Origin of the sequence: Marinobacterium maritimum (assembly GCF_039523155.1) — a bacterium.
Classification (GTDB): domain Bacteria; phylum Pseudomonadota; class Gammaproteobacteria; order Pseudomonadales; family Balneatricaceae; genus Marinobacterium; species Marinobacterium maritimum.
The window spans coordinates 982,987-1,005,479 of sequence record NZ_BAAAET010000002.1 but is presented as its reverse complement, the minus strand read 5'-3'; the positions used below and the strand labels follow the sequence as shown (position 1 = coordinate 1,005,479).

Genomic DNA, 22,493 nt, shown 5'->3' with positions numbered 1-22,493 from the left:
TAGCAACACCACAACCTGAGGATTTGCACCATTAGAAGGACATTCCTGCTGCATTATTTCCGCCGCGTTTCTTGCATCTGATAAGGACGCTTTCCAGCAAGGGAGATGTATTTATCGGTCGACAAACGCTCACAGTAATAAAGGAAACTTCTCATGCTTTCTCATAAAGATACATCCTGGTCGCTGCTCAAGCACATGAAGACAACCGGAATTGCACTTGCGATGTCGGCAGTTGTCGCCAGCCCTGCGGTCATTGCAGATAATTCAGCTTCAGCATTCTATGATGGTGACGGGGGCATTGCTGGTGCCATGGCGCAAGCCGGTGGTGCTGAATGCATGAACGGCTGGTGCAAGGTATTGACCACCACTCTGACCAACTCCGGTAATTTCAAGGATCTGGTTATCGGCGTCTCCTTCGAAACCATGCTGATGACCGAAACCGTAGTTCGGAGCAAAGGGGGCAACAAATCAACTTCAGTTGCCGATGCAGAGCTCCAGATGAAAGTGCTTGTCGATGGTGTGATGGCCAACCCTGGTGAAGTTGTTTTCGACAAACGTACCCAGACGCTCTGGGCTGAATTGGGCGGTGTACTGGATACCTGTGATGTTGGTGACGATTTGGTCCTTCAACTGGATGAATGCACATTTACCGAGGAAGAGATCGGCTTGATTCTGGACACCAAGCAGGCCAGCACTTTCAACTTTCTTTCAGCTGACATCGGTTCCGGCAGCCACACCATTGACGTATACGCCAAGGTACTGGGTGGTACTGACGCCGATACCACAGATGGCTCGTCTGCCAACTGGAGCGCGGCACTTGGCAAGGGTACCGTGAGCGTTTGGGAGGTTCACAGTGCCATGAGCAAATAAGCTTCACTTTCGCCAAAAGCATCCCCAAGGGTAGCCATCGGCTGCCCTTTCCCTTCTGTAACACCTCATGAGTCAGGCTGTTAGCGCCGTTTAACATTTGCATAATTGTTACAACCATGAGGGTTTCATAAACCGAGTACTTTCAGGCTGTTGGCAATCTGGTGCCAATCTTGCTTTTTCTCCGCACAAGCCTGGGTAAAACGCGATGCCTCTGCTCGCCATACCCGAACCCAATGCGGAGCACAGCCATGAATCAGCTAATCACCACTGAACCCTATCGAATCACGAGCAGGCTGCTATTCCTGCTCGCCTTGCTAATCCTGATAGCCTCGCACGTCTCACATGCAGCTCCGCCTTTCTCTTCACAGGATATTAATCACCCGCAGATTCGAGCTGCCGCCGACACCCGTGACTGGCTGGAAGCCCAATTGACCGCCCAACCGGCCATTTTGGGCAGTGGCATAGGCAACACGGCAGACGGAAAACCGGTAATACGGCTGTTCACTCAACGCGCGGGAATACCCGACATTCCAACTCAGCTTGCCGGTATTCCGATCCGCATTCACGTAACCGGTCTGATTTATGCCCTGGCTGAAGATGAAGATCCTACAGCGCGCCAGCTTCGCCCTGTACCCATAGGCACCTCGGCGGGCCACCCGGATATCACGGCCGGCACCATCGGCGCACGCGTCAGAGATTCCGCCGGTAACGTTTTCGCACTGAGCAACAATCACGTCTTTGCCAACAGTAACGATGCCAGAACCAAACGGGACGTTGTGATCCAGCCCGGCAGCTTTGATGACGGCAGTTCTCCGGCTGATGATATCGGTACACTGTACGACTTTATCCCTCTCGACTTCAGCGGGGGTGACAACCAGGTTGATGCAGCCATCGCCTTAACCGATGCCTCCCTCCTTGGCACAGCCACGCTTTCGAGTGGTTATGGAGCACCCAGCGCTGAAACCGTCAGCGCCTACCTCGGACAACCCGTCCAGAAATGTGGCCGCACCACTGGCTGTACCCAAGGCCAGGTCAGCGAGTTGGCCGTTAACCTAAACGTCTGTTACGAAGGGACACTGCTGATCTGCACCAAGTCGGCCCGCTTTGTGGATCAGATCGCGATCAGCGACAGCGGTTTCAGCAGCAGCGGTGACTCAGGCTCCCTGATCGTGACCGATGATGATCAACGCAACCCGGTCGCCCTGCTCTTTGCCGGCAGCTCTACCCGCACATTCGGTAACCCGATTGACCAGGTGCTGGCGAGCTTCAACGTAGTGATTGATGGGGACGAAACAGCACCGCCGCCCCCTCCTCCGAATACCCTTACCCTCATCGCACAGGGGTACAAAACCAAGGGCGTTCAACACGTGGATCTGAGCTGGAGTGGTGCTGTAGCACCGACTGTCGAAGTCTGGCGTAACGATGCCTTGATCGAGACCTTGAACAATACCGAGCACTATACGGATGCACTGAACGTACGCGGCAAGGGGATGTACCACTATCAAGTGTGCGAAACCGGTACCACATCATGCTCTAACAGAGTCAGCGTCTCTTTTTGAAGCGGTCTACTCGGGCGGAGCGGCCAGCCAGTTGATCTCGATGGCGGTCGCCGAACCGATGGTAACCTGCTCGAGACTGGGCGGCAGCAGCGCCCAGCCGGGACTGACCTGAACCCGCCCGCCCATAATCTCGGCACGTGTCTGGGGGTACAGGGGCGCCTGAGTCGGATCGGCAAAGCCGTCCGGCCAGATCGGCTGGTTTGTCTCAGGGTCGTATTTATCGCTGGCCCCCAGCGTATGCAGGAATTCATGCACCGCGATCAAACTGGTGTGCCCCTGATAGTCGACACCGGCATAAGCATTTACCAGCCCGATCATACCCCGCTGCAAACCCAGTGAATGCTGCGGCGGCATGATGTCACTGTTGGGCAGGTGATAGTTGATAAAGATGCGCGCACCCACCTCACCCTGATAAGCGTCATTCTGCCATACCCAGACACGCATCCTGATCGACCACCAGATCGCATCAAAGATACTGGGAGCGTTCGGCACCTGTGGCGGCACGGCATGGATCTGAGGCGCCAACTGCACCCTGACCGGCTGCTGCACATCAAGCCGATACCGTGTGGCTTCACGATTGAAGAAAGTCTCGATGTCGGCGAAGTGCTCCTGACGCAGCTGGTCGATATACGCCTGAGTCAACGGGTGCTGATCCGCATTGATCGGGTAGATGGCCATAACCACCGGACGCTGCCACCAGACCTGGGAGGCCCTGCCGAGCCAAAGATTGGCCAGCAGCAATAGCAGAATGCTCAGCAGAATCAGCTGGATGATTCTGAGCAGCAGAGTTCGGGTCATGCCTGAATTGCCATAAGAGTTCAGCCAAAAGGTTTAGCCAAAGAGTCCAATGACCACAGCATAGCGCAGCGCCTTGCCCAGGGTAATCATGATAAGACTGGCGACAAAACCGATTCTGAGCCAGCCGGCGACCAGACAGAGAGGGTCTCCGATAATCGGCAACCAGGCCAGCAGCAGCCCCAGGGGGCCGTAGTGTTCCAGCCAGCGACGGGCACGCCGGTGCTGCGGCTTGTCCAGTGCTTTTAACGGATAGCGACCGGCGATCCAGTAGCCCATGCCCCAGGTCAGCAGGCTGCCAAGCACATTGCCCGCAGTGGCGCTGCCCCAGAGCAACCAAATCGAATGCTGTGCTTCGGACACCAGCCAGGCCAGCAGCACCTCCGAGCCGCCCGGCAGAAGCGTGGACGAGATCAGCGCACTGAAGAACAGCCCAACAGGCCCCTGCAGCGCTTCGCTCACATCTCCATTCCCTGACGGATACAGCGCAACAGGCCATATTCGTAGCGTCCTTCCAGCGCCTCATGCACCGACTTGAGCGAATCACCGAACTGCTGACGGCAGAAACGGATGGTGTTTTCGATCTCGGTACGTTCGCTCGCGGGCAGTTCCACTACCTCATCCACACTGATCATGTTCTGGCGGATGCCCTGTGCCAGGTGCCCATAGATCACATTGGGCGATAGCTTCTGCTGCCGCGCCACCTGTTCCACCGTCATGCCGCTACGGTAAAGCAGCAGCGACTGCTCTGCCTGATCACTGCCGCTGTCATTGCCATCCGCATGCTCGGCGATCAGATCGAGGAACGGCTGGCCATAAAGGTCCAGCTTACGCTCCCCAACGCCACTGAGGCGGCGCAGCTGTTCGGCTGTCAGCGGTCGATAGAGCACCATCTCCATCAGGGTGGCATCGTGGAAGATGACGTAAGGCGGCACGTCCTGATCCTGAGCCAGTTGCTTGCGCAAGGCACGCAGCGCATCCCAAAGTCGGCTTTCGTCTGCATCCAGGCGTTGCTGAGCCACATTGCTGCGCCCCTTGCCACTGCCGGCCGAAGGAGCCTTCTGGCGCAGGTCACGACGCAGCTCCAGGGTTTCCTCCCCCTTCAGCAATGGACGGCACTTCTCGCTCAGGTGCAGCACCCCAAACCCCTGAGGGTCCACGTTCAGGTAGCCTCGCGCCACCAGTTGGCGGAATACCGAACGCCACTGCTGCTGATCCAGATCCTGGCCAATCCCCCAGACTGAAAGCTGTTCATGGCCGCGCTGACGAGTCTTGTCGTTGGATTGCCCCTGAAGGATATCGATGATGTAATTGACGCCATACTGCTGGCCACTGCGGTAGACCGCTGACAGGGCCTTGCGCGCCGCCTCGGTACCATCCCAGACCGGCACCGGCTCGAGACAGGTATCACAGTTGCCACAGGGCTCATGCTCGGTTTCTCCAAAATACTCCAGCAGCGCCTGACGACGACAGCTGGTGATTTCGCACAGCCCCAGCATCGCTTCCAGCTTTTGCCGCTCGACCTGCTTCTGCGCATCTTCAGCGCCCGAGCCTTCCAGCATCTGACGCAGGAAGATCACGTCCTGCAGGCCGTAAACCATCCAGGCATCCGCCGGCAGACCATCTCGACCGGCACGCCCCGTCTCCTGATAGTAGGCTTCGATGGAACGTGGCAGATCCAGGTGCGCCACAAAGCGCACGTTGGGCTTGTCGATGCCCATGCCGAAGGCGATGGTCGCTACCATGATCACCGGCTCCTCGGTCAGGAAGCGGTGCTGATGATGCTGACGCAGATTGGCATCCAGGCCGGCATGGTAGGGCAAGGCATTGAAACCGCGCTCACAAAGCCAGGCGGCAGTCTCTTCCACCCGCTTGCGTGACAGGCAGTAGATCACGCCGACATCCTGCGGGTGCTCCTCACGAATGAATCTGAGCAACTGTTCGCGCGCCCGGTTCTTCTGGCCGATGCGGTAGCGGATATTGGGCCGGTCGAAGCCGCAGATGAAGGCACGGGCATCCACCAGTTCCAGCCGATCCAGGATCTCCTGCTGAGTGCGGGCATCGGCGGTGGCGGTCAGCGCAATGCGTGGAACGCCGGGGAACAGGTGGCGCAGCTGATTCAGCTGCATGTATTCAGGACGGAAGTCGTGCCCCCACTGGGACACGCAGTGCGCCTCATCGATAGCAAACAGGGCCAGCTTGCACTGACTCAGCAACTGCTGGGTACGAGGCTGCTGCAGGCGTTCCGGTGCCACGTAGAGCAAATCCAGCTCACCCGTGCGCAGCTGATGCTCAGTCTCCTGCAGCGCTTCCAGCGTCATTGACGAATTCAGGCACCCGGCTCTGATACCCAGTTGTGACAGGGCGCTGACCTGATCCTGCATCAAGGCGATCAGCGGTGAGACCACGATGCCGCAGCCTTCGCGCACCAGTGCGGGCAACTGGTAACAGAGCGACTTGCCACCACCAGTCGGCATGATGACCAGTGCATCCCGGCCTTCAATCAGCGTAGCCACCACCTCATCCTGGGGGTGACGGAAGGACTCAAAGCCGAACACATCGGCGAGTATTTGTCGGGCGCGTTCAATCATGCGCGGCATTATCCGTGATCACCTGCCTGAAGTCATCCCGCAGCCATATCCCTGTGCCTCGCTTCGGGGTAGAATCACCGTTGTTTCCTTCGCTGCGGATAAGCTGCCATGACTGCCAATATTGCCCTCATCACTGAAGAAGAACTGGATCGCCTGGAAGAATTCCTGTTTTCGCCGGCGGTTTCCGACGAAGCCCTGGACCTGATCGGCGCTCACGGTTTCCTCTGCGCACTGAATATCAGCCCGGAGCAAATCGCTGAAGCGGAATGGCTGGAGCAGCTGTTCGACGGCGAGCCGGAATGGTCATCCGAAGCGGAGAAGAACGAGATCGTCGAGCTGCTGCGCAAGCTTTACCGCACCATCGGCAATGACCTCTACAACGATCAGGAGATCCTGCTGCCCTGCGAGCTGACCCTGGAACCGGAAGATGATGAAGAGATGACCGAGCTGACCATCTGGGCTCAGTCGTTCATGGAGGGTGTTTTCCTCAAGGAGGACGCCTGGTTCGGTCAGGACGAAGAAACCGTGGCTGGCCTGCTGCTGCCCGTTATGGTCGCTTCAGACCTGTTCGAGGACGAAGAAGTACGCGACATCAGCCAGGACCGTTCATTGCGGGAAGAAATGTGTGTCCAGATCCCGGAAGTTTTGGTCGACCTGTACCTGCACTTCCACGCCCCGGACAAGTAAAGCCCAGCTCGGTGAGGCCGTCGCTGACCGCCTCACCAAATGGCATGACACCCTGCACGGACTCACCCGCCATGCCTGGCAACAACATCAGACCCGCCCAAGGCCGGGCACGAAGCCTATCAGTAGGTCACCTTCAGCGACCGGCCCTGCCCCAGTACCCGAATGCGGTCACCAGGGCGGAAGAACTGCCCGTTATCCACTTCCTGCACCACCGACAACACCTGTCCGTTATCAAGGCGAATGGTAATCTCCTGCCCCTGACGTTCGGTTGAAGCCTGCTCCACGCGCTGTCCGATCAAACCACCGGCGACCGCACCAACCACAGTTGCCAAGGTACGACCACTGCCACCGCCGATCTGGTTGCCGGCGATGCCACCGACCACCGCACCTGTACCACTGCCGACGATGCCATCTGTCCGGCCTTCGATCCGTACCGGCGTAGACGATTCCACGGTGCCATACCGCACCGTCTGTGCCTGCCCAACCTGACTGCGGCTGTAGCTGGTCCCGTATAATCCCTGCTGGGCACAACCGCCCAAAACTGTGACCGTTGACAAGGCCACCACGGCAATAAGTTTTTTCATATCCATATCTCTATTTGATCTTCAAAACCAGTTGACTGATCAGCGCCCAGATCAGTTCCTTCAGTTTGCGATGCCAGGGCCGTTTTGACCACTCTTCAGCAGTAATTTCTACACACTGTTCCAGATCGGCCAGCATCAGTTGCTCAACCTGCTCGGTCATCTCGGGCTCGATCACTTCCACGTTTGCTTCGAGGTTCCAGCGCAGGTTCCAGTGATCCAGATTACAGGAGCCCAGCGATACCCAGTCATCCACCAGACCTACCTTGGCATGCAGAAAGCGGGGCTGGTATTCGAAGATACGTACACCGGCGTTGAGCAACCGACGATAATAGCGCTTGGAAGCATGATAGACCCAAAACTGGTCGGTGTAGGGTCCCGCCACCAGCATGCGCACATCCACTCCGCGCCGTGCAGCCCGCCGCAAAGCCGAGCGGATGGAGAAGGATGGCATGAAATAGGCCGTTGCCAGCCAGATGCGATCGTTGGCGCCGTTAACATGGTTGAGGAAGGCAACCTTGATATCCTGCTGGTAAAGCCCCTGCACCGTCGTCACCCGCATCAATGCATTGCCCTTTTCCGGTTGCGGTGACGGCGGCGACAACCGCTGAGCCGTACAGCGGTACCAGAGGCGGTTATACAAGCTGACCAGATCCGCGACCACCGGCCCCTCAACCTGGCACATCACCTCATGCCAGGGACAACCGGCCCTTTCCGAAAGCCAGTATTCGTCTGCCAGACCCGTGCCGCCAATAAAGGCGATGCGCTCATCCACCAGCATCAGCTTGCGGTGATCACGGGCAAAATTGCGAGTCAGCTTGTTCAGTTGCAACGGGTTGTAAATCACCAGTTTCACGCCCGAGGCTTCCAGGCGTTGACGATCCGCTCGACTCAGATGACGACCGCCAAAACCATCGATGATCAGGCGGACGCTGACCCCTCTGCGAGTCGCATCGGACAATGCCTGAGCAAAGCGATCCATGATCTTGCCGGAGATCACCAGGTAAAACTCCAGCAGCAGGCTCGACTGGGCCTGCTCGATCCCTCTCAACATCGCCGGAAAGAAGTTCTCCCCGTCGACCATCAGTTCGACCCGGTTACCACCGTGCCAATTGAAGTGCTGTCGCATGCTTCAGTCGCTTTCCTCTACACTTGCCGCTGGCCATACAGCCGTGCATACAGACCCTGCTGGTCCAGCAGCTCATCATGACTGCCCTGCTCAATGATCTGACCATCCTCGAACACATAGACGCGGTCAGCCTGCTTTACTGCACTGAGACGGTGAGCCACGATCACCGTGGTCCGACCCTGCAGAAACTCGGACATCGCCCGGTGCAGCGCATACTCGGTCTGGGTATCCAGCGCCGAAGTCGCTTCATCGAGGATCACCACTGCCGGGTCAGACAACACCATGCGCGCAATTGCCAGACGCTGACGTTGCCCCCCCGACAAACGAACGCCCTGCCGCCCTACCATGGTATCCAGCCCCTGTTCCAACCCTGTGACAAAGGTTTTCAGCTGGGCCACTGCCAGCGCATCCCATAACTGCCGGTCATCAAACCGACGCCCCATAGTCAGGTTATCGCGTACCGTGCCATTAAACAGGGCCGGCTGCTGCAGCACCGTAGCGACATGCTCGCGCACCCGCTCCAGACCGATCCGCTGCACCGGAACGTCATCAAAGCAGACCTCTCCCTGCTGCGGCGGATAAAGGCCCAGCAGCACCTGTACCAGCGTCGACTTGCCGCCACCACTGGCCCCGACCAGTGCCACCTTCTGCCCTGCCGGGATCTCCAGTGAGATTCCTCGCAACACTTCCTGGCCCGGAAAGTAACTGAAATGCAGGTTACGCAAACTGATGCTGACGGTCTTTCTGTCGACAAAGGGGTTTTGCAGTTGCGGGTAACGTGGTTCGGCGTGCAACGCCAGCAGCCGGTTGACCCTTTCCAGCGCCGCCCGGGCCCCGAACCAGGCATACTGCATGCCCAGCACTTCCTGCACCGGCCCCATCATGAACCAGAGATAGCCAAATACCGCCATCATCTGCCCCACCGACAGATCGGAGAACACCACCATCAGCATGGAAACGGCACGGAACAGGTCCACCCCGATCATGAACAGCATGAAACTCAGGCGGTTCGCCGCATCTGAACGCCACTCATAGCTGGTGGAATGATCCCGCACCGCCCGCGCCCGTTCGGTCAATTGCGTCAGGTAGTGCTTTTCCCGGTTGGATGCGCGAATCTGCTGGATCGCATCCAGCGTCTCTGTCAACGCGGCCTGAAACAGCTCGTAGGCGGAGTTTTCCCTGGCCTTGAGATGCTTGACCTTCTTGCCGGTCGCCATGGTCAGCCAGATAACGAAAGGATTCAGGAACAGAATGAACAGGGCCAGCTGCCAGTGCATCCAGATCAGGATCAGCGCCGTACCGAGGATCGACAGCACCGCCACCAGAAAGCGACTGACCGAGCTGCCAACGAAACGGTCAACGGTATCCAGGTCGGTGACGAAATGGGACGCCACACTGCCACTGCCCAGCGTTTCGTATTCAGCCATGGAGATGCGCTGTAATCGTTCCAGTAGCCCGGCACGGATACGATAGATAATGTCCTTGGAAATAATGGTGAACTGGCGAGCCTGAAGCACATTGAGCCCCAGCGCCATCAGCCGAAGCGCCACAGTCAGCAACAGCACCGAACCGATATAGAGCGGCGCACCCTGCCAGTCAGCCGGAAACAGGGCATTCACGCTGGCCACCACCACACCCGGCTGGTTTAGCAGAACCTCATCGACCAGTAACGGCATCAGCAACGGCAAGGGCACACTCAGCACGGCAGCGCCGATGGCGATCAGGTTCGCCAGTATCAGCTCTCGCTTGTGCTCTAAGGCAATATTGAAGATGTAACGCCAGGTATAACTGGGCGGTGTGGATAGAGACACCCGAAGCTCCTTGCAACAGAGAACATCAAGGCAATTGCGGCGCAAACATTCGCCTGCCTGATATTCAATGTACGCCAGCCCCGGATAGAAAAACACCCGCAGATGCGGGTGTTATTTGGAACCAGGATGGAACGATCAGTTACCAGCTTCTTTCAGCATGGCGTACAGCTGATCCTTCAGTTGCAACCGCTTCAGTTTGAATTCCTCTTCGGTCTTGGTCGCAACCGGCTCGATTTCCGCTTCCATGCGCTCCACTTCTTTGGTGATCACGTGATACTCGTCGAACAAGCGGGCGAAGTGGCTGTTTTCCACTTTCAGGGTATGGATCTGTTCACGGTATTCCGGCAGTTCGTGGACCAGGTCATGGTGTTCGATTGTCATGCGTTCTATCTTCCTGAAGTTGTTGTCGCTTTGCACTTTCACTATCCTGCAACCATGACCTAACGTCATTGATGCGTATCAACACCTGCGGGGAAGTTACAAATGATCCACACCCACGTCATGCTCAACACCCCTGTGGGTCCGCTCACCCTGCAGGCCGACGCCCAGGGGTTGTGTCGTGTCGACTTCGGCCAGCGTGCACCTGTGGGACCTGACGTACCCAACCAGCCGGTACTGAAACAGGCCGTCGAACAGCTCGAGGCTTATTTCCGGGGCGAACGTACCCGCTTCGACCTGCCGCTGGCACCGGTCGGCACGCCCTTTCAAGGCCGGGTCTGGGAAGCCCTTCAGGCGATCCCCTACGGCGAAGTCCGCAGCTATGTCGACATTGCCAGAGCCATCAATAGCCCCCAGGCCTGTCGAGCTGTAGGCATGGCCAACAATCGCAACCCGATCTCCATCATCATTCCCTGCCACCGCGTGGTCGGCGCCAACGGCTCGCTGACCGGCTACGGCGGTGGACTGGAGACCAAGATTCGCCTACTGCAGCTGGAACAGGTTCCACTCAAAACTGCGCCTGAACCTGAGCAATACCGAGTCATCCAATCGAGCAATACACCATAGGAGACTCGACCTCAGCGCCGATAAACGGTAGCTTATGCAGCCCACGACCTGCGTAGAGTGAAGCTGCCACCCATGGATACCCTGACCCTGCAGCCGCTGGCCCATGCCGACGGCCAAGTTCAGATTCCGGGCTCCAAGAGCCTGTCCAACCGAATTCTGCTGCTCGCCGCCCTGGCCAAGGGCACGACCCGCATCACCAACCTGCTCGACAGCGATGACGTCCGTCATATGCTCAATGCACTGCAGGCACTGGGGGTTCGCTACACCCTGGCGGAAGACCGTCGCAGCTGCGAGCTGGAAGGGCTGGGTCAGGCCTTCAACGTCGACCAGGCACTGGAACTCTTCCTCGGCAACGCCGGCACCGCCATGCGCCCACTCTGCGCCGCACTCTGTGCCAGCCAGGGCGAATTCACCCTGACCGGTGAGCCGCGCATGTACGAGCGCCCCATCGCTGACCTGGTCGATGCACTGCTGCCTCTGGGGGCCAATGTCGAATACCTGGGTGAGCCTGGCTACCCACCGCTGCGCATCCGCGCCAACGGCTTAAAGGGTGGCGAAGTTGGCATCAAGGGTAATATCTCCAGCCAGTTCCTGACCGCACTGCTGATGGCGGCACCGCTGGCCAGTGGTGACCTGGTAATCAACGTCGAGGGCGAGCTGGTTTCCAAGCCCTATATCGATATCACCCTGCACACGATGAAGCTGTTCGGGGTTGAGGTAGAAAACCAGAACTACCAGCGCTTCCTGGTCAAGGCCGGTCAGCAGTACCAGTCACCGGGTGAAGTGATGGTCGAGGGTGATGCCTCTTCCGCCTCCTACTTCCTGGCCGCAGCCGCCATCGCCGGCGGTACCGTACGCGTATACGGTGTCGGCGCTGACAGTGTTCAGGGCGACAAGGCCTTTGCCGAGGTACTGGGCAAGATGGGTGCGAAGATCAGCTATGGCCCGACCTGGATCGAGGTGAGCAAGGGCGAGCTCAAGGGTGTAGACCTGGACCTGAACGCCATTCCAGATGCGGCGATGACCATCGCTACCACGGCGCTGTTTGCCGAAGGGCCGACCGCCATTCGCAACGTGTATAACTGGCGTGTAAAGGAAACTGACCGCCTCAGCGCCATGGCGACCGAACTGCGCAAGGTGGGCGCGGAAGTGGTTGAGGGTGAGGATTTCATCGAGATCACGCCGCCGGCGCAGGTACAGAGCGCCGCCATCGACACCTACGACGACCACCGCATGGCAATGTGTTTCTCGCTGGCTGCCTTTGGTGATTCACCGATCACCATCAACGATCCCGGCTGCACCCGCAAGACCTTCCCGGAATATTTCGAACTGTTCGCGCAGATTACGCGCTGACAGCGCTTATTCGCCAGCAGACTGGCTCCTACAAGGCACAAATGACCGCTGTAGGAGCCTGCCCGCTGGCGATACCTGTGCCTTATCCCTGATCCGCTTTGGAACCACCTTTACAGGTCGGAGACAACGGCACTTCACCATTGCGAGCCACCCACTCCTCCGGCGTGTGCAGGTGCAGCGCCAGGGCATGGATCGGATTCTGCATCAGCTCGGCCACCAGACCGTAGACCTGCTGGTGACGCTGCACCAGACGCTTGCCCTCGAAGTCCGGGCTGACCAGTACCAGTTTAAAGTGGCTCTCGGTCGCCGGGCCTGAGTGCATGTGACTCTCGTTCTCCAGCTGAATATGCTGGACGTTCAGGCCTGCCTGCAGCAGGCTTTCCAGTTGTTCTGCAACGCTCATGTATACTCCGCTCATGTAACGCTCACGCCTGAAGCCGGATCAGTCTCGAATCCGGTCCTTGCGCGCCATCTGAATGAAATGATGATGGATTCGACGGGTCGCCAGCCAGACGCTAAAGGCAACCACTGGGACGGATATGCCGGTGGCCAGCGATTTGTCGATCGGTATACCGGCATCATACACCGCCTCGAACACATACTTCAGCAATCCGATCAGGTAGTAGCTGATCGCCACCACTGACAGGCCTTCGACGGTATGCTGCATCATCAGCTGAATGCGGGAACGACGATCCATGGAACTGAGCAGTTGCTGGTTCTGCTGATGAATACTCAGTTCAACCCGAGTACGCATCATATCGGAGACACGATCCACTCGCCGTGACAGGTCCTCCAGCCGCTCACCGCTGGCCTGACAGGTACGTACCGCCGGGGTCAGGCGACGCGTCATGAATTCAGTCATGGTTAAATGACCGGACACCTCATCTTCACGCAGCTCATCCAGGCGCGTCAGTACCAATGCATGGTAGGCCTTGGTCGCGCCGAAGCGGAAGGTCAACCGGGCTCGCCAGGACTCGATATTGGCGGCCATATCGATCAGGTCGGCCAGCAATGCAGGCTCATCGACCTCTCCATCGCCAGCCAGCTGCTGGGTCAGTTGCGCCAGGCGATCATCCATACGCACCAGTTCGGGTGATACAGAACGTGCCAGCGGCAATGCCAGCAGTGCCATCAGACGATAGGTTTCGATCTCCATCAAGCGTTGGGTCAATCGGCCCAACTGGCTGTCACTCATCTGCTTGTTGACTACCATCAGGCGGCCAAAGCCATCCGAGTGCAGCTGAAAACTGGCCCAGACTCGAGCGTCGCCATTCTGCGGGCTGCTGCCTACCAGGCGCATATCCTCGAACGCCCGCTTCACATACGGAAGGTCCGGCTCCGGTGACTGACGAGCATCCTTGATACTGACGTGAAACGCGGCCACCACCTCGCCCGGCAGGGACTCAATCCACCCCTCAGGCAAGGGGGTCAAACCGGTCACTTCGAAAGGCTCACTGCCTTCAGGTATATCCAGATTGATGAAGGTGTAGGCGGTGAACTCGGTATGCTTTTCACGTCGCAGCCGAAAGTTGCCGCAGTCATACTCGTAGCAGTTTTGGTCCTGATGGTTTATCGGACAGCCAAAAACACTATGCAGCTCCTGCAGATGGTCATACTGGGCCTGTTTCTCGGACTCTGAACAGAGTACTGCAATATGCGTAACCCGTGCAGGACTGGGAATGACCTGGAAGGGTCGGGAGTGCAATTCGTCGTAAAGATGTGAGCGCAGCGGATGGATATTCATCACGGAATCCGGGCAAAAGAAACCAACCTTAATGAATTGTTTCGGCGATGAACACCCCCGGTGGATCGTCAATCCGTCGGCCTTTGCCTTATACTTGCGGCCTATACCAATTCGAGTCGCCTATGATTGTCCGTGTCCTGCCACAACTGGAAAGCCGTGACGAGTGGATCACCTTCTGCCGCCGTGAAGTCCCCTATTGTCTGGTGGATACTCCGGCCTGTCTGGTCGATTTTCAGAGCCACTTCCTGCAGCTGACCCTGTTCAATCAGGCAGAACCGGTACGCTACACGCTGGGGTCTCGGCGCTCCATTGACCCGGCCTGGCAGCTGGTCAAGCGCTGCAACTGGAGCCTGAAAAGGCTGGTGGCAGGACTGGATACACTGGACTTCGGTGGCAATGTGCGCGACAACGAGCTTCTGGGCGTCCACAGCGACTTGAGTGCTCGCCGCTCCCAGCCGCGCGACCCACACCTGCATGCGCCCACGAGCAGCGAACGGCTGGCACCGCTACAGGGATTGCCGGCACAGTGGAATTGCCTGAGCCTTAAGCGACTGCTGGCCAACCATCAGTATCGCGACTGGCGCAGCGAGCAGGATGAAGTGGTTTTAGGTCCGGCCGCAGTACTGCTGGACCTGCTGGATCATGGTGGTGACTGGCAAGCCAGACCTTACGGCCCTCGGCTACAGCTGAGTTGTCGCGGACAGGTGCTGGTCAGCCTGATCGCCGACCTGAACCCCGTTTCGACAGCCACGACACCGGGACTGACCTCCTTGCCAGCCCCGGTTCGCTGAGCCATCAGACCGGGAGGGACTCATCCTCGGCTTCAGCCGCCAGGATCTTGTAAGGATGATCCGAAGCCAGCAGCTCCTTGCCCAGCTCAGTGGGGAACTCCACATCCAGGTCAACCACACGGCCGTCACGACAGACGTTGATGATGGTGTCCATGCAGGAAGAGAGCAGCGAGTATTTCTCGTCCGGCGCCGCGATGATGGTCTGCAGCCCCAGGTCTGACATGAAGCCCAGTGATGTCACGGTGTTCTCGGAGTCGAGTTTGTTGAACGCCTCATCGAATACCGACAGGCTCATGCCGCCCACCGGCTGACCATCACCCCCTTCCTTCAGACGGTAGGTCGCGCCAAGTGCCGCGGCCATCGCCACGTAAAAAGGCACCTGGTGCTCACCACCGGAACCAGTCTTGATACGCTGGGTCAGGGTGGTCTTGCGGTTACCTTCCAGATCCTTCACCACCAGTTCGAAGTTGTAGAAGTTACGGTAGTCCTGCAGCAGACTGCTTTCGCCCTCATCGCTGAGCACATCGTGGATCTTGTTCAGCGCTTCGCGGTGGTCGTTGTCGCCCTGGTGCTGGATATCGAACAGTGTACCGACGTTGGCCTGATCCAAACGTGTGTAGGCCTCGACCAGCTCGAGGATATCCTTGAGCTCCGGGTTGGGCATCATCTCGAAACTGTACATCTCCTGATGGAACGGACGGTTCTTCAGGTGGCTGTTCAGCTCGCGGATCAGATCCTTGATCTTGTTGATCTGGTCGTTCAGGTGCGCCACGAAGTCGGAACGGAAAGTCGTTTCCGCCTCCAGGCGTGCACGTTCGGCCCGCTGGGTATATTCCGCCAGTTCGGAATCACGCAGCGCCTGCACCGTCTGGTTAACGTAGAACTCCAGGTCTTCATGGCTGGACTCGGCACTGATGTTGTCCAGTTCCTGGTGGCTCATGCCACCGCCATGATAGCGCGCCTTGTACTGGGCCACGGCATCACGGACAGCGTTCTTTTTCTTCTCGTGCAGCTGAATTTCGGACTGGGCGCGCTTGGCCGCTTCGAAAATGACACGTTCCAGCTCGCCACCACAGCTTTCGTCCAGATAATCGCGCTTTTCCTGTGCCGACTGGGCATCGAAGTGCGACTTCTCTTCGCAACGGGTACGTGCCTGAGCATGCTCGACCAGCTCCTGCTCCAGAACTTCCAGGCTGGCGTTGTCCTTGATCATGCCGGTACGTACTTTCTGCAGTTTGTCCATCAGCGACTTCTGCTTGGCGTCGATCTGTTTCTGCTGCTCGGCCAGTTCGGCAATACGCTGCTGGATGCCGCTATCGTCGTGGTTGCGCAGGTCAACGACCGCCTGTTCGTAACCGGCCACCTCAGAGGCCAGCTGCTCACGCTGGTTGACCAGGTTGAACACACTTTCGGTCATCTGGGTCAGGCCGGTCGTCATGTTGATCAGCGCATCACGCAACTTCTCCAGCGACTCGTGACGACGCCCCAACGTCGTGAACTCGGCGATCAGCTCGTCTACCTGACGACCCTGCACTTCCAGCTGGTCCTGACGACGGCGGATGCCCATGATAGGGCTCAGCTCGTTGATGGAGGTGGTGGAGCCTTCGGTCTGCAGCATGCAGTCGTAGGTCAGAGCCCGCTCCTGACGCAGCAGCTCATGCTCGGTTTCCACCGCCATCACGCCACCCAGCGCACGGTTCAGGTAGGCACGGGCATGCTCGTTATCCGTATCGATGAACTCGGCCAGCGAGCCACGCTTGCTGCGGTGTAGCCAGTCACCGGACTTGGTGGTGTTGATGATACGGCACCCCTTGAGGTGACGCCCCTTGCGGCGGTACAGCGTAATCGCTTCCTTGACCCGATCCGGTGACACCACCAGTGCTTCACGGCGGGCACCGAGGAAGGATTCGATGGCGATACGCCACTTGTCGTCATTGATATCGGCCAGCTCACAAATCGGCGTCGATTCGATACCGTACTCGTTGAGCAGTTCCATCAGCTCGCGGGTGTTGTGGCGAATGGGCGCCCGGCCCTGCTGCAGCTGTTCCACCGCACTCTTCTGATTCTGGATCAGGCTGCGCAGGTCGTTGATGCGGATCACCGACTCTTCGTAGCGGCGGGCGATCGCCTTGCGCACGTCATCGACCTGCCCCTTGAGCTGCTCGATCACCTTATCGACGCTGACCGGTTCCGCCGGCCACTGATCCGCCGGCAGACTTTCACCGGAGCGCCAGAGTTCAACCGAGCGCTCGACCAGCGGGCGAAAATCATCCGGCAGTAGGTCATTGTAGCTGGCAAAGCTGACCGTGGTCCGCAGCAGGCTGTAGGCCTGCTGGATCTTGTCACGCACCACGCTCTGCTCGTGCTGACGCGCCTTGATAGTGGATTCCAGCGCGCTGATCTTGTGAGCGGAGTCACTGGTGTTCAGTTCGGCACGCGCATCGGCAAGATCCTGCATCGCCTGGTTAAGACGGGCACTGTTCTCCTCAAGCTGCTGCTGCAGGGTCTCTTCCTGCTCGGCAGCCTCTTCCAGGCGTTCAGCGGTATCTTCCTTGCGCAGGTCGGCATTCTCAAAGCGGCTTTCGTGTACCACCCATTCGTATTCGACCGCATTCTTGATATTGCGGCTGATGCCACCACACAGCTCCTGGACCTTTTCCAGTTCGCCGATACGGTTGGCCACTTCCTGAGTTTTCTGCTCCATCGCCCGGTATTCGTCAAGCGATTTACGGAAGGCGCCGACGTGAACGATGTTCTCGTCGAGCACGAACTCACGGATAAAGCGGGTCGGGCTGTCGATCGGCACGAACTTGAGCGCGTTCTTGAAGTTCTTGATGAACTTGTCATCGTCGTTCGGCATCTGCGGATCGTGACTCAGGTGGGTCACCATATCGCGGATAAAACGGTTGGCGCGCTTTTCCATGATCATGTCAGGGCACTGCTTGAGCAGACTGTCACGCACCTCATTCCAGGGGCGCGGCATGCGACCACTCCCCTCTTTTACCGAGAAATCATCCAGCGAGACGGAAAATTCCGGCAGGATGAAGCGACCCAACACATCTTCTTCGGCACTGGCCGTGGAGGCACTGATGGCAATACCGATACAACTCTCCTTGGCGGTTTCGGTATCGAAGAAGCTCAGGGCCATGTAGGTCAGGGAGTCTTCACGGGCCGTGGCTTTCTTGCCCTGATCATCCATGAAACCCAGACAGTAGGTGCGCAGGGAGCGTTCACTTTTCTCGCCGGCCGAGGCATTGAAGCTCAGGTGGCGTTTGTGGCCGCCCATCAATACGGTCTGGATCGCATCCAGCAGCGAGGATTTGCCGGAGCCGTTGGGGCCCACGATGGCAACATTGCCCTTGATCGGAATTTCGACGGCACCCAGTACATACCAGTTGACCAGAACGATGCGGTTAAGCTGTTTCATGACGGGGTGTCCTCCGCTTTGTCGGCGGCTTGTTCATCTTCTTGGTTGGACTCGGCTGCTGAACCGCCGGTCTCCACGGCCGTTACTTCAGCGTCGGTCTCTGCCGTACCTGCGGTCTCGGTCTCGGTCTCGACGGCAGCTTCGGACTGCTCCTCTGCAGTGGTCACGTCATCCCCCTGCTCGGATTCCTCAACCTCTTCGCCCCCCTCGATACGGTCACGAATATCCATATCACACAGGGCTTCCAGCTGGCCGATATAGTCCTCAACCACTACCTGACGGATGGTCGGGTTAATGCGCAACGGGATGTTTTTCGGATCAGTTTCTTCCACCTTGCCACGCTCCACCAGTCCGTGGCGGGTGAACAGCGACAGAATCTCCTTCAGGCGCGTCTCGTTGGGAATATCCTTGCCGGTCAGGCTGGCAAACAGGCGCAGCAGGTCATCGGTGGTCGTGTAGGCCTTGCCGCTTTCCACCTCGAAGTTTTCCAGCTTCTGCTCGTACTGCTGACGCAGGCAGAGCATCAGAAGGGACTCATCCAGCTTGAGCTTCAGTACTCGTTCTTCACCCTGAGGGATGATGCCGAGGAAAGCCTCATCCGGCTGATAAGCCAGGGTCCAGCCGATCGCTTCGAACAGGTTGCGGAAGTAGTCCAGATTGCTCGCGATCAGGAAGTAGCTGTCACGGTGTACCGGGCGGTCCGCATAGAGGAACTGGCTGCTCAGCAACAGACCGGCGGCGCGGATGAAATCATCGGCGTCGTGCTGTTCATTGCGGGAGACGATTTTCTGCAGATCACCAAGCATTTAGGTATTCCTGTGGATGATAAAACCACGACACTCCACCATATCGGAGACGTTGACGTAGTGGTCTTCAAATTGAATTCGGTAACGTTTGCGCATCTGCTGCGCCTTCTTGCCCAGCGAGTTCAGGTGGCGGACGTAGCTGAAACAGATGTACTCCTCCACCGTGCTGATGCGGAAGTCCGTGGCCTTGAGTTGGTCGCGACCGGCCAGCTGGCTTTCCAGATAGGTCTCGATCCGGTCAACATTGACTTCACGGCGCTCCTTCCATTCTTTGAACAGACGACGCAACTCCAGCACCTTGGGATCGATCTCCTGCTGGGTGATGACGCGGGGCTTAGCCTCAATACGGCGACGGATGGGGGCACGCACACTGGCGGGCGAAATGAAGCCCACTTCTTCCAGTGTATCCAGGCGCGGAATGACATGATCCGGCAACTTGCTGGCCGCCGCGATCAGGCGCGACAGGCGCGCCGCCATACCCGGCGTGGTCTTGTCCATATAACGCACGGTATCCGCCACGCGCTTCTCCAGCTGATAGCGGAAATCGTCGATCGACGCCAAACGCTGATCCACCGAGTCGAAGATACGGATGATGCGGTTGATGTGCTGATGGACCTGGGCTTCAGCCACATCGTAGGACACATCCAGCTGCAGCTGGTAATGCTCGGTCAGTTGCTTGAGCTTGAGCGGATCAAACTGCAGGTCCCGCAGCATCGACAGAATCTGGCGACGGAAACGGAAGGGGTTGTTGCGTGTCTTCAGTGTCTTGTAGTCCGACACCAGCACCTGCTCAACGAAGCGGTCGAAGAAGCCACGCACGATCTCCTGAGGGTTGTTGCTCTCAGACAGGTTGATCTTCAATTCACGCAGACTGAGCATCATGTCGGTCAGGTGGGCACTGAAGTCCGCTGCCGTCTGGGCCGCCTCAGCCAGGGTGATACCGCGCCCTTCGGGGTCGTTAACCGCCGATTCCAGCGAGCTGAGCACGTTGAGCACGGCACCACCATAACTGCGCTTTTCCAGCTTGGCGATACTGACCAGCGAACGCAGCAGATGGCTCACCGATGGCGACAGCAGCACATAGGTCCGATAGACCTTCTGCTCCTCTTCCAGCCAGCCGGTCTGAACCAGGCGACGATAGATGCGATTGGTATATTCAGCCGTCGACCTGGGCAGCTCGGCCGCATCCTCTCCGACCTCGTGCTCCCAGCGTCGCACACCCAGCCGTACCACGGCATTCTCGATGGTAGAACGTACCAGGTCACGCGGAATAAAGGGGTCGATCAGGTCTTCATCAAAGAAGAGGTCCGCCAATTCCAGCAGGACCGACTGGTAGACCTGCCGGTTCTGCCCCGAGAGCGGGAGAAATATATCTTCAGGAAGCTTGTTGAACAGCACAGAGTCGTCCGGTTGTCGTCGGTTTGCATAAGCGGGTTATGTTAGCGAAAAACCGGGTGCGAGATAAGGGGAATGGTTGGCAGAGTTGAGTAGAAGCAAAAAGCCCGCCGGATGGCGGGCTTTCAGGTTAGCTAAAGCAAGGACCAGCCGTTAGCTGTTGTCGACAACAATAGTGCCGTTATCAACCAGCATATTCAGGTCGGTGGCCAGATCACCGTTGACGACAATGACCTGATCCGGTGTTGCTGCCGGGTCAGTAGCATCACCACCGCTGAACACAGAGATCGTAGTCTGTCCGGTACCGTTATCGAAGCTGGCATCCAGATAGTCACCGATATTGGTACTGTCGATCACGTTGCTGCCGGAAGGATCCAGCAGGTCGGAGATGTCGAGCACATCGTTACCGTGACCATTGGCATTACCGATGTCGAAGTCAGTAATGGTATCAGTAGAGCCATCGGCATCACCGACATCAAAGCGGAAGATGTCATCACCCTCACCGCCGCTCAGGATATCATTACCTTTACCGCCGACCAGGACATCATTTCCTGTGCCACCGGCAAGGCTGTCATTACCGAGGCCACCGAACAGCAGATCGTTATCGGCACCGCCGTTTATGGTGTCATCGCCGTACCCGCCGAAGATAACGTCATCCCCTTCGTCCCCAAGGAGCGTATCAGTACCTGCACGACCATCGATAATGTCACTACCAGCTCCACCGGAAATAACATCGTTGGACACATCAGCGGAATCTATGCCTGGATCCCCGAAAATGATGTCATTGCCTGCACCACCGTCGATGGTTTCACCAGGCTCGGTAATTGGAATGGCTTGAACGAACTCCTGACCATTTGGATCACTGGAAGCCCAGATCAAATCGACTCCACTATTGTCGGCAGCGGGGTCATAGGCATCAAACGTATTACCTGGACCGGTTATCAATGGTGCACTATTACCATCGTTGTTCAGCAGCACATATTCGTCAGAGTTAATAAAACCAACCTCACTGAGGTTTTTGCTTACATTTGCCCACTCAAGCCCAACCTTCTGGCTGTTATCTATAACAACAGCGCCGTCTGTCGTATTGGTAACGGAAACCCTGAAAAAGGTTGTGTTATTTGAACCATCGCGGACCTCTGTGATGGAAACATCCAGCCCCAGTGCGTTGAGGGCAGCCAGGTCATCAGGTGTGATGCTGAGCTGTGCATCAGGATCTGTAACATAAAAATCGAAGTGAATTTTACCTCCAGCAGTGAAAGTAATATTCCCGGTTCCCTTAGGCTGAATCAGCTTGCTTCCCACCTGCCAGTCAGAACCATCATAAATGACCGGAGGATCAAGGACCTCATTAACATTAATGGTCAAGGTAGAGGTATCAGTATCCGTACCATCGGTAACCGTATAGGTTGCCACCGGTACCGGGCCACTGTAGTTCGCCAGGGGCACGAAACTATAGCTACCATCGCTGTTGATGGTCAGACTGCCTACACCATCCATCTCAACTGTTTGCCCCGCCTGATACACAGTCGTATCACCTTCAACCTGGAACTGAGTGATGCTGTGAGTATCACTCGCCTCCGGATCGACCACGTTGGCCAACAGATTCGGACCGGTAGCCGTGGTGTCTTCATCAATGGTGACGACCTCGTCACCGTCGCTCAGGTCGTTAGCACCACTAATCACAACGTTGTACGGCTGGGTTACCAGCGCATCATCCCCGTCGCTGACGCTGAAGGTGAACTGCTCGGTGAAGGTCTCGCCGTCATCCCAGCCTTCAATGTTGCTGGTCAGCACATACTCGTAAGCGCCGGTGGCGGAGTTCAGGTACAGGGTACCGTGGGTGCCCGCCACGGAGGTGTCGAAGCCGGTCCGGCTGGTGTCGGACACGCTGCCGCTCGCACCGTAGGTCAGGGTCTCGACATCCACGTCGTCGCCCTGCAGGGTGC

General features: G+C 57.7%; 19 protein-coding genes. 6 read left to right on the top strand and 13 right to left on the bottom strand.

What is annotated here, in order from left to right; all coding sequences use genetic code 11:
• Nucleotides 1-153 precede the first annotated feature (153 nt).
• Entirely contained in the window at nt 154-870 is a 717-nt protein-coding gene (locus ABD013_RS10795) for a hypothetical protein (RefSeq protein WP_343805701.1), read from the top strand.
• Nucleotides 871-1,118: 248 nt separating this feature from the next.
• Entirely contained in the window at nt 1,119-2,429 is a 1,311-nt protein-coding gene (locus ABD013_RS10790) for a Nal1-like putative serine protease (protein ID WP_343805699.1), read from the top strand.
• A 6-nt stretch (nt 2,430-2,435) separates the two neighbouring features.
• Here the strand turns inward: ABD013_RS10790 and ABD013_RS10785 are convergent, their stop codons facing one another.
• Genes ABD013_RS10785 through recQ form a run of 3 tightly spaced genes read right to left on the bottom strand, consistent with a single transcriptional unit; the run spans nt 2,436 to nt 5,815 of the window.
• Entirely contained in the window at nt 2,436-3,227 is a 792-nt protein-coding gene (locus ABD013_RS10785) for a hypothetical protein (RefSeq protein ID WP_343805697.1), read from the bottom strand.
• A 33-nt stretch (nt 3,228-3,260) separates the two neighbouring features.
• Nucleotides 3,261-3,686 carry a YqaA family protein gene (locus ABD013_RS10780; RefSeq protein ID WP_343805695.1) on the bottom strand — a complete coding sequence of 142 codons (426 nt, stop codon included), beginning with the start codon at nt 3,684-3,686 and terminating at the stop codon, nt 3,261-3,263.
• Nucleotides 3,683-5,815, bottom strand: coding sequence for a DNA helicase RecQ (recQ, locus tag ABD013_RS10775; RefSeq protein WP_343805802.1), 2,133 nt, complete (start codon nt 5,813-5,815; stop codon nt 3,683-3,685). Before recQ ends, ABD013_RS10780 begins: the two co-directional genes overlap by 4 nt.
• A gap of 108 nt (nt 5,816-5,923) precedes the next feature.
• Between recQ and ABD013_RS10770 the strand changes: the two genes are divergently transcribed.
• On the top strand, nt 5,924-6,502 hold the full coding sequence (locus ABD013_RS10770) for a YecA/YgfB family protein (RefSeq protein WP_343805693.1): 579 nt from the start codon (nt 5,924-5,926) through the stop codon (nt 6,500-6,502).
• A 119-nt stretch (nt 6,503-6,621) separates the two neighbouring features.
• Here the strand turns inward: ABD013_RS10770 and ABD013_RS10765 are convergent, their stop codons facing one another.
• The 4 genes from ABD013_RS10765 to ABD013_RS10750 all read right to left on the bottom strand — a co-directional run bounded on the left by ABD013_RS10765 (nt 6,622) and on the right by ABD013_RS10750 (nt 10,404).
• Complete coding sequence (locus tag ABD013_RS10765; RefSeq protein ID WP_343805691.1) at nt 6,622-7,086, bottom strand: outer membrane lipoprotein; 465 nt, start codon at nt 7,084-7,086, stop codon at nt 6,622-6,624.
• Between the two features lie 10 nt (nt 7,087-7,096).
• The gene (locus ABD013_RS10760) at nt 7,097-8,212 is read right to left on the bottom strand and encodes a phospholipase D-like domain-containing protein (RefSeq protein ID WP_343805689.1); all 1,116 of its coding nucleotides are present in this window, start codon (nt 8,210-8,212) and stop codon (nt 7,097-7,099) included.
• Between the two features lie 17 nt (nt 8,213-8,229).
• The gene (locus ABD013_RS10755; RefSeq protein ID WP_343805687.1) at nt 8,230-10,023 is read right to left on the bottom strand and encodes an ABC transporter ATP-binding protein; all 1,794 of its coding nucleotides are present in this window, start codon (nt 10,021-10,023) and stop codon (nt 8,230-8,232) included.
• Between the two features lie 135 nt (nt 10,024-10,158).
• Nucleotides 10,159-10,404: an HP1242/YdcH family protein gene (locus tag ABD013_RS10750; RefSeq protein WP_343805685.1), complete on the bottom strand. Its 246-nt coding sequence runs from the start codon at nt 10,402-10,404 to the stop codon at nt 10,159-10,161.
• Nucleotides 10,405-10,506: 102 nt separating this feature from the next.
• Between ABD013_RS10750 and ABD013_RS10745 the strand changes: the two genes are divergently transcribed.
• Together ABD013_RS10745 and aroA are read left to right on the top strand one after the other, a co-directional pair.
• Nucleotides 10,507-11,028: a methylated-DNA--[protein]-cysteine S-methyltransferase gene (locus tag ABD013_RS10745; protein WP_343805684.1), complete on the top strand. Its 522-nt coding sequence runs from the start codon at nt 10,507-10,509 to the stop codon at nt 11,026-11,028.
• Nucleotides 11,029-11,100: 72 nt separating this feature from the next.
• The gene (aroA, locus tag ABD013_RS10740) at nt 11,101-12,381 is read left to right on the top strand and encodes a 3-phosphoshikimate 1-carboxyvinyltransferase (RefSeq protein ID WP_343805681.1); all 1,281 of its coding nucleotides are present in this window, start codon (nt 11,101-11,103) and stop codon (nt 12,379-12,381) included.
• Nucleotides 12,382-12,463: 82 nt separating this feature from the next.
• Here the strand turns inward: aroA and ABD013_RS10735 are convergent, their stop codons facing one another.
• Complete coding sequence (locus ABD013_RS10735) at nt 12,464-12,784, bottom strand: BolA family protein (RefSeq protein ID WP_343805679.1); 321 nt, start codon at nt 12,782-12,784, stop codon at nt 12,464-12,466.
• A 39-nt stretch (nt 12,785-12,823) separates the two neighbouring features.
• The gene (locus tag ABD013_RS10730; RefSeq protein WP_343805677.1) at nt 12,824-14,125 is read right to left on the bottom strand and encodes a DUF3422 family protein; all 1,302 of its coding nucleotides are present in this window, start codon (nt 14,123-14,125) and stop codon (nt 12,824-12,826) included.
• Between the two features lie 122 nt (nt 14,126-14,247).
• Here ABD013_RS10730 and ABD013_RS10725 point away from each other — a divergent pair, with 122 nt between their 5' ends.
• A complete protein-coding gene (locus ABD013_RS10725; protein WP_343805675.1) occupies nt 14,248-14,916 on the top strand; it encodes a hypothetical protein in 669 nt (222 codons plus the stop codon).
• A 4-nt stretch (nt 14,917-14,920) separates the two neighbouring features.
• Here the strand turns inward: ABD013_RS10725 and ABD013_RS10720 are convergent, their stop codons facing one another.
• The 4 genes from ABD013_RS10720 to ABD013_RS10705 form a co-directional block, all read right to left on the bottom strand.
• Entirely contained in the window at nt 14,921-18,343 is a 3,423-nt protein-coding gene (locus tag ABD013_RS10720; protein WP_343805673.1) for an SbcC/MukB-like Walker B domain-containing protein, read from the bottom strand.
• Nucleotides 18,340-19,149 carry a DUF4194 domain-containing protein gene (locus ABD013_RS10715; protein ID WP_343805671.1) on the bottom strand — a complete coding sequence of 270 codons (810 nt, stop codon included), beginning with the start codon at nt 19,147-19,149 and terminating at the stop codon, nt 18,340-18,342. The genes ABD013_RS10720 and ABD013_RS10715 overlap by 4 nt, the downstream gene beginning before the upstream one ends.
• Nucleotides 19,150-20,547 carry a Wadjet anti-phage system protein JetA family protein gene (locus ABD013_RS10710; RefSeq protein ID WP_343805669.1) on the bottom strand — a complete coding sequence of 466 codons (1,398 nt, stop codon included), beginning with the start codon at nt 20,545-20,547 and terminating at the stop codon, nt 19,150-19,152.
• Nucleotides 20,548-20,697: 150 nt separating this feature from the next.
• Nucleotides 20,698-22,473, bottom strand: coding sequence for a calcium-binding protein (locus ABD013_RS10705; protein WP_343805667.1), 1,776 nt, complete (start codon nt 22,471-22,473; stop codon nt 20,698-20,700).
• Nucleotides 22,474-22,493: the final 20 nt, after the last annotated feature.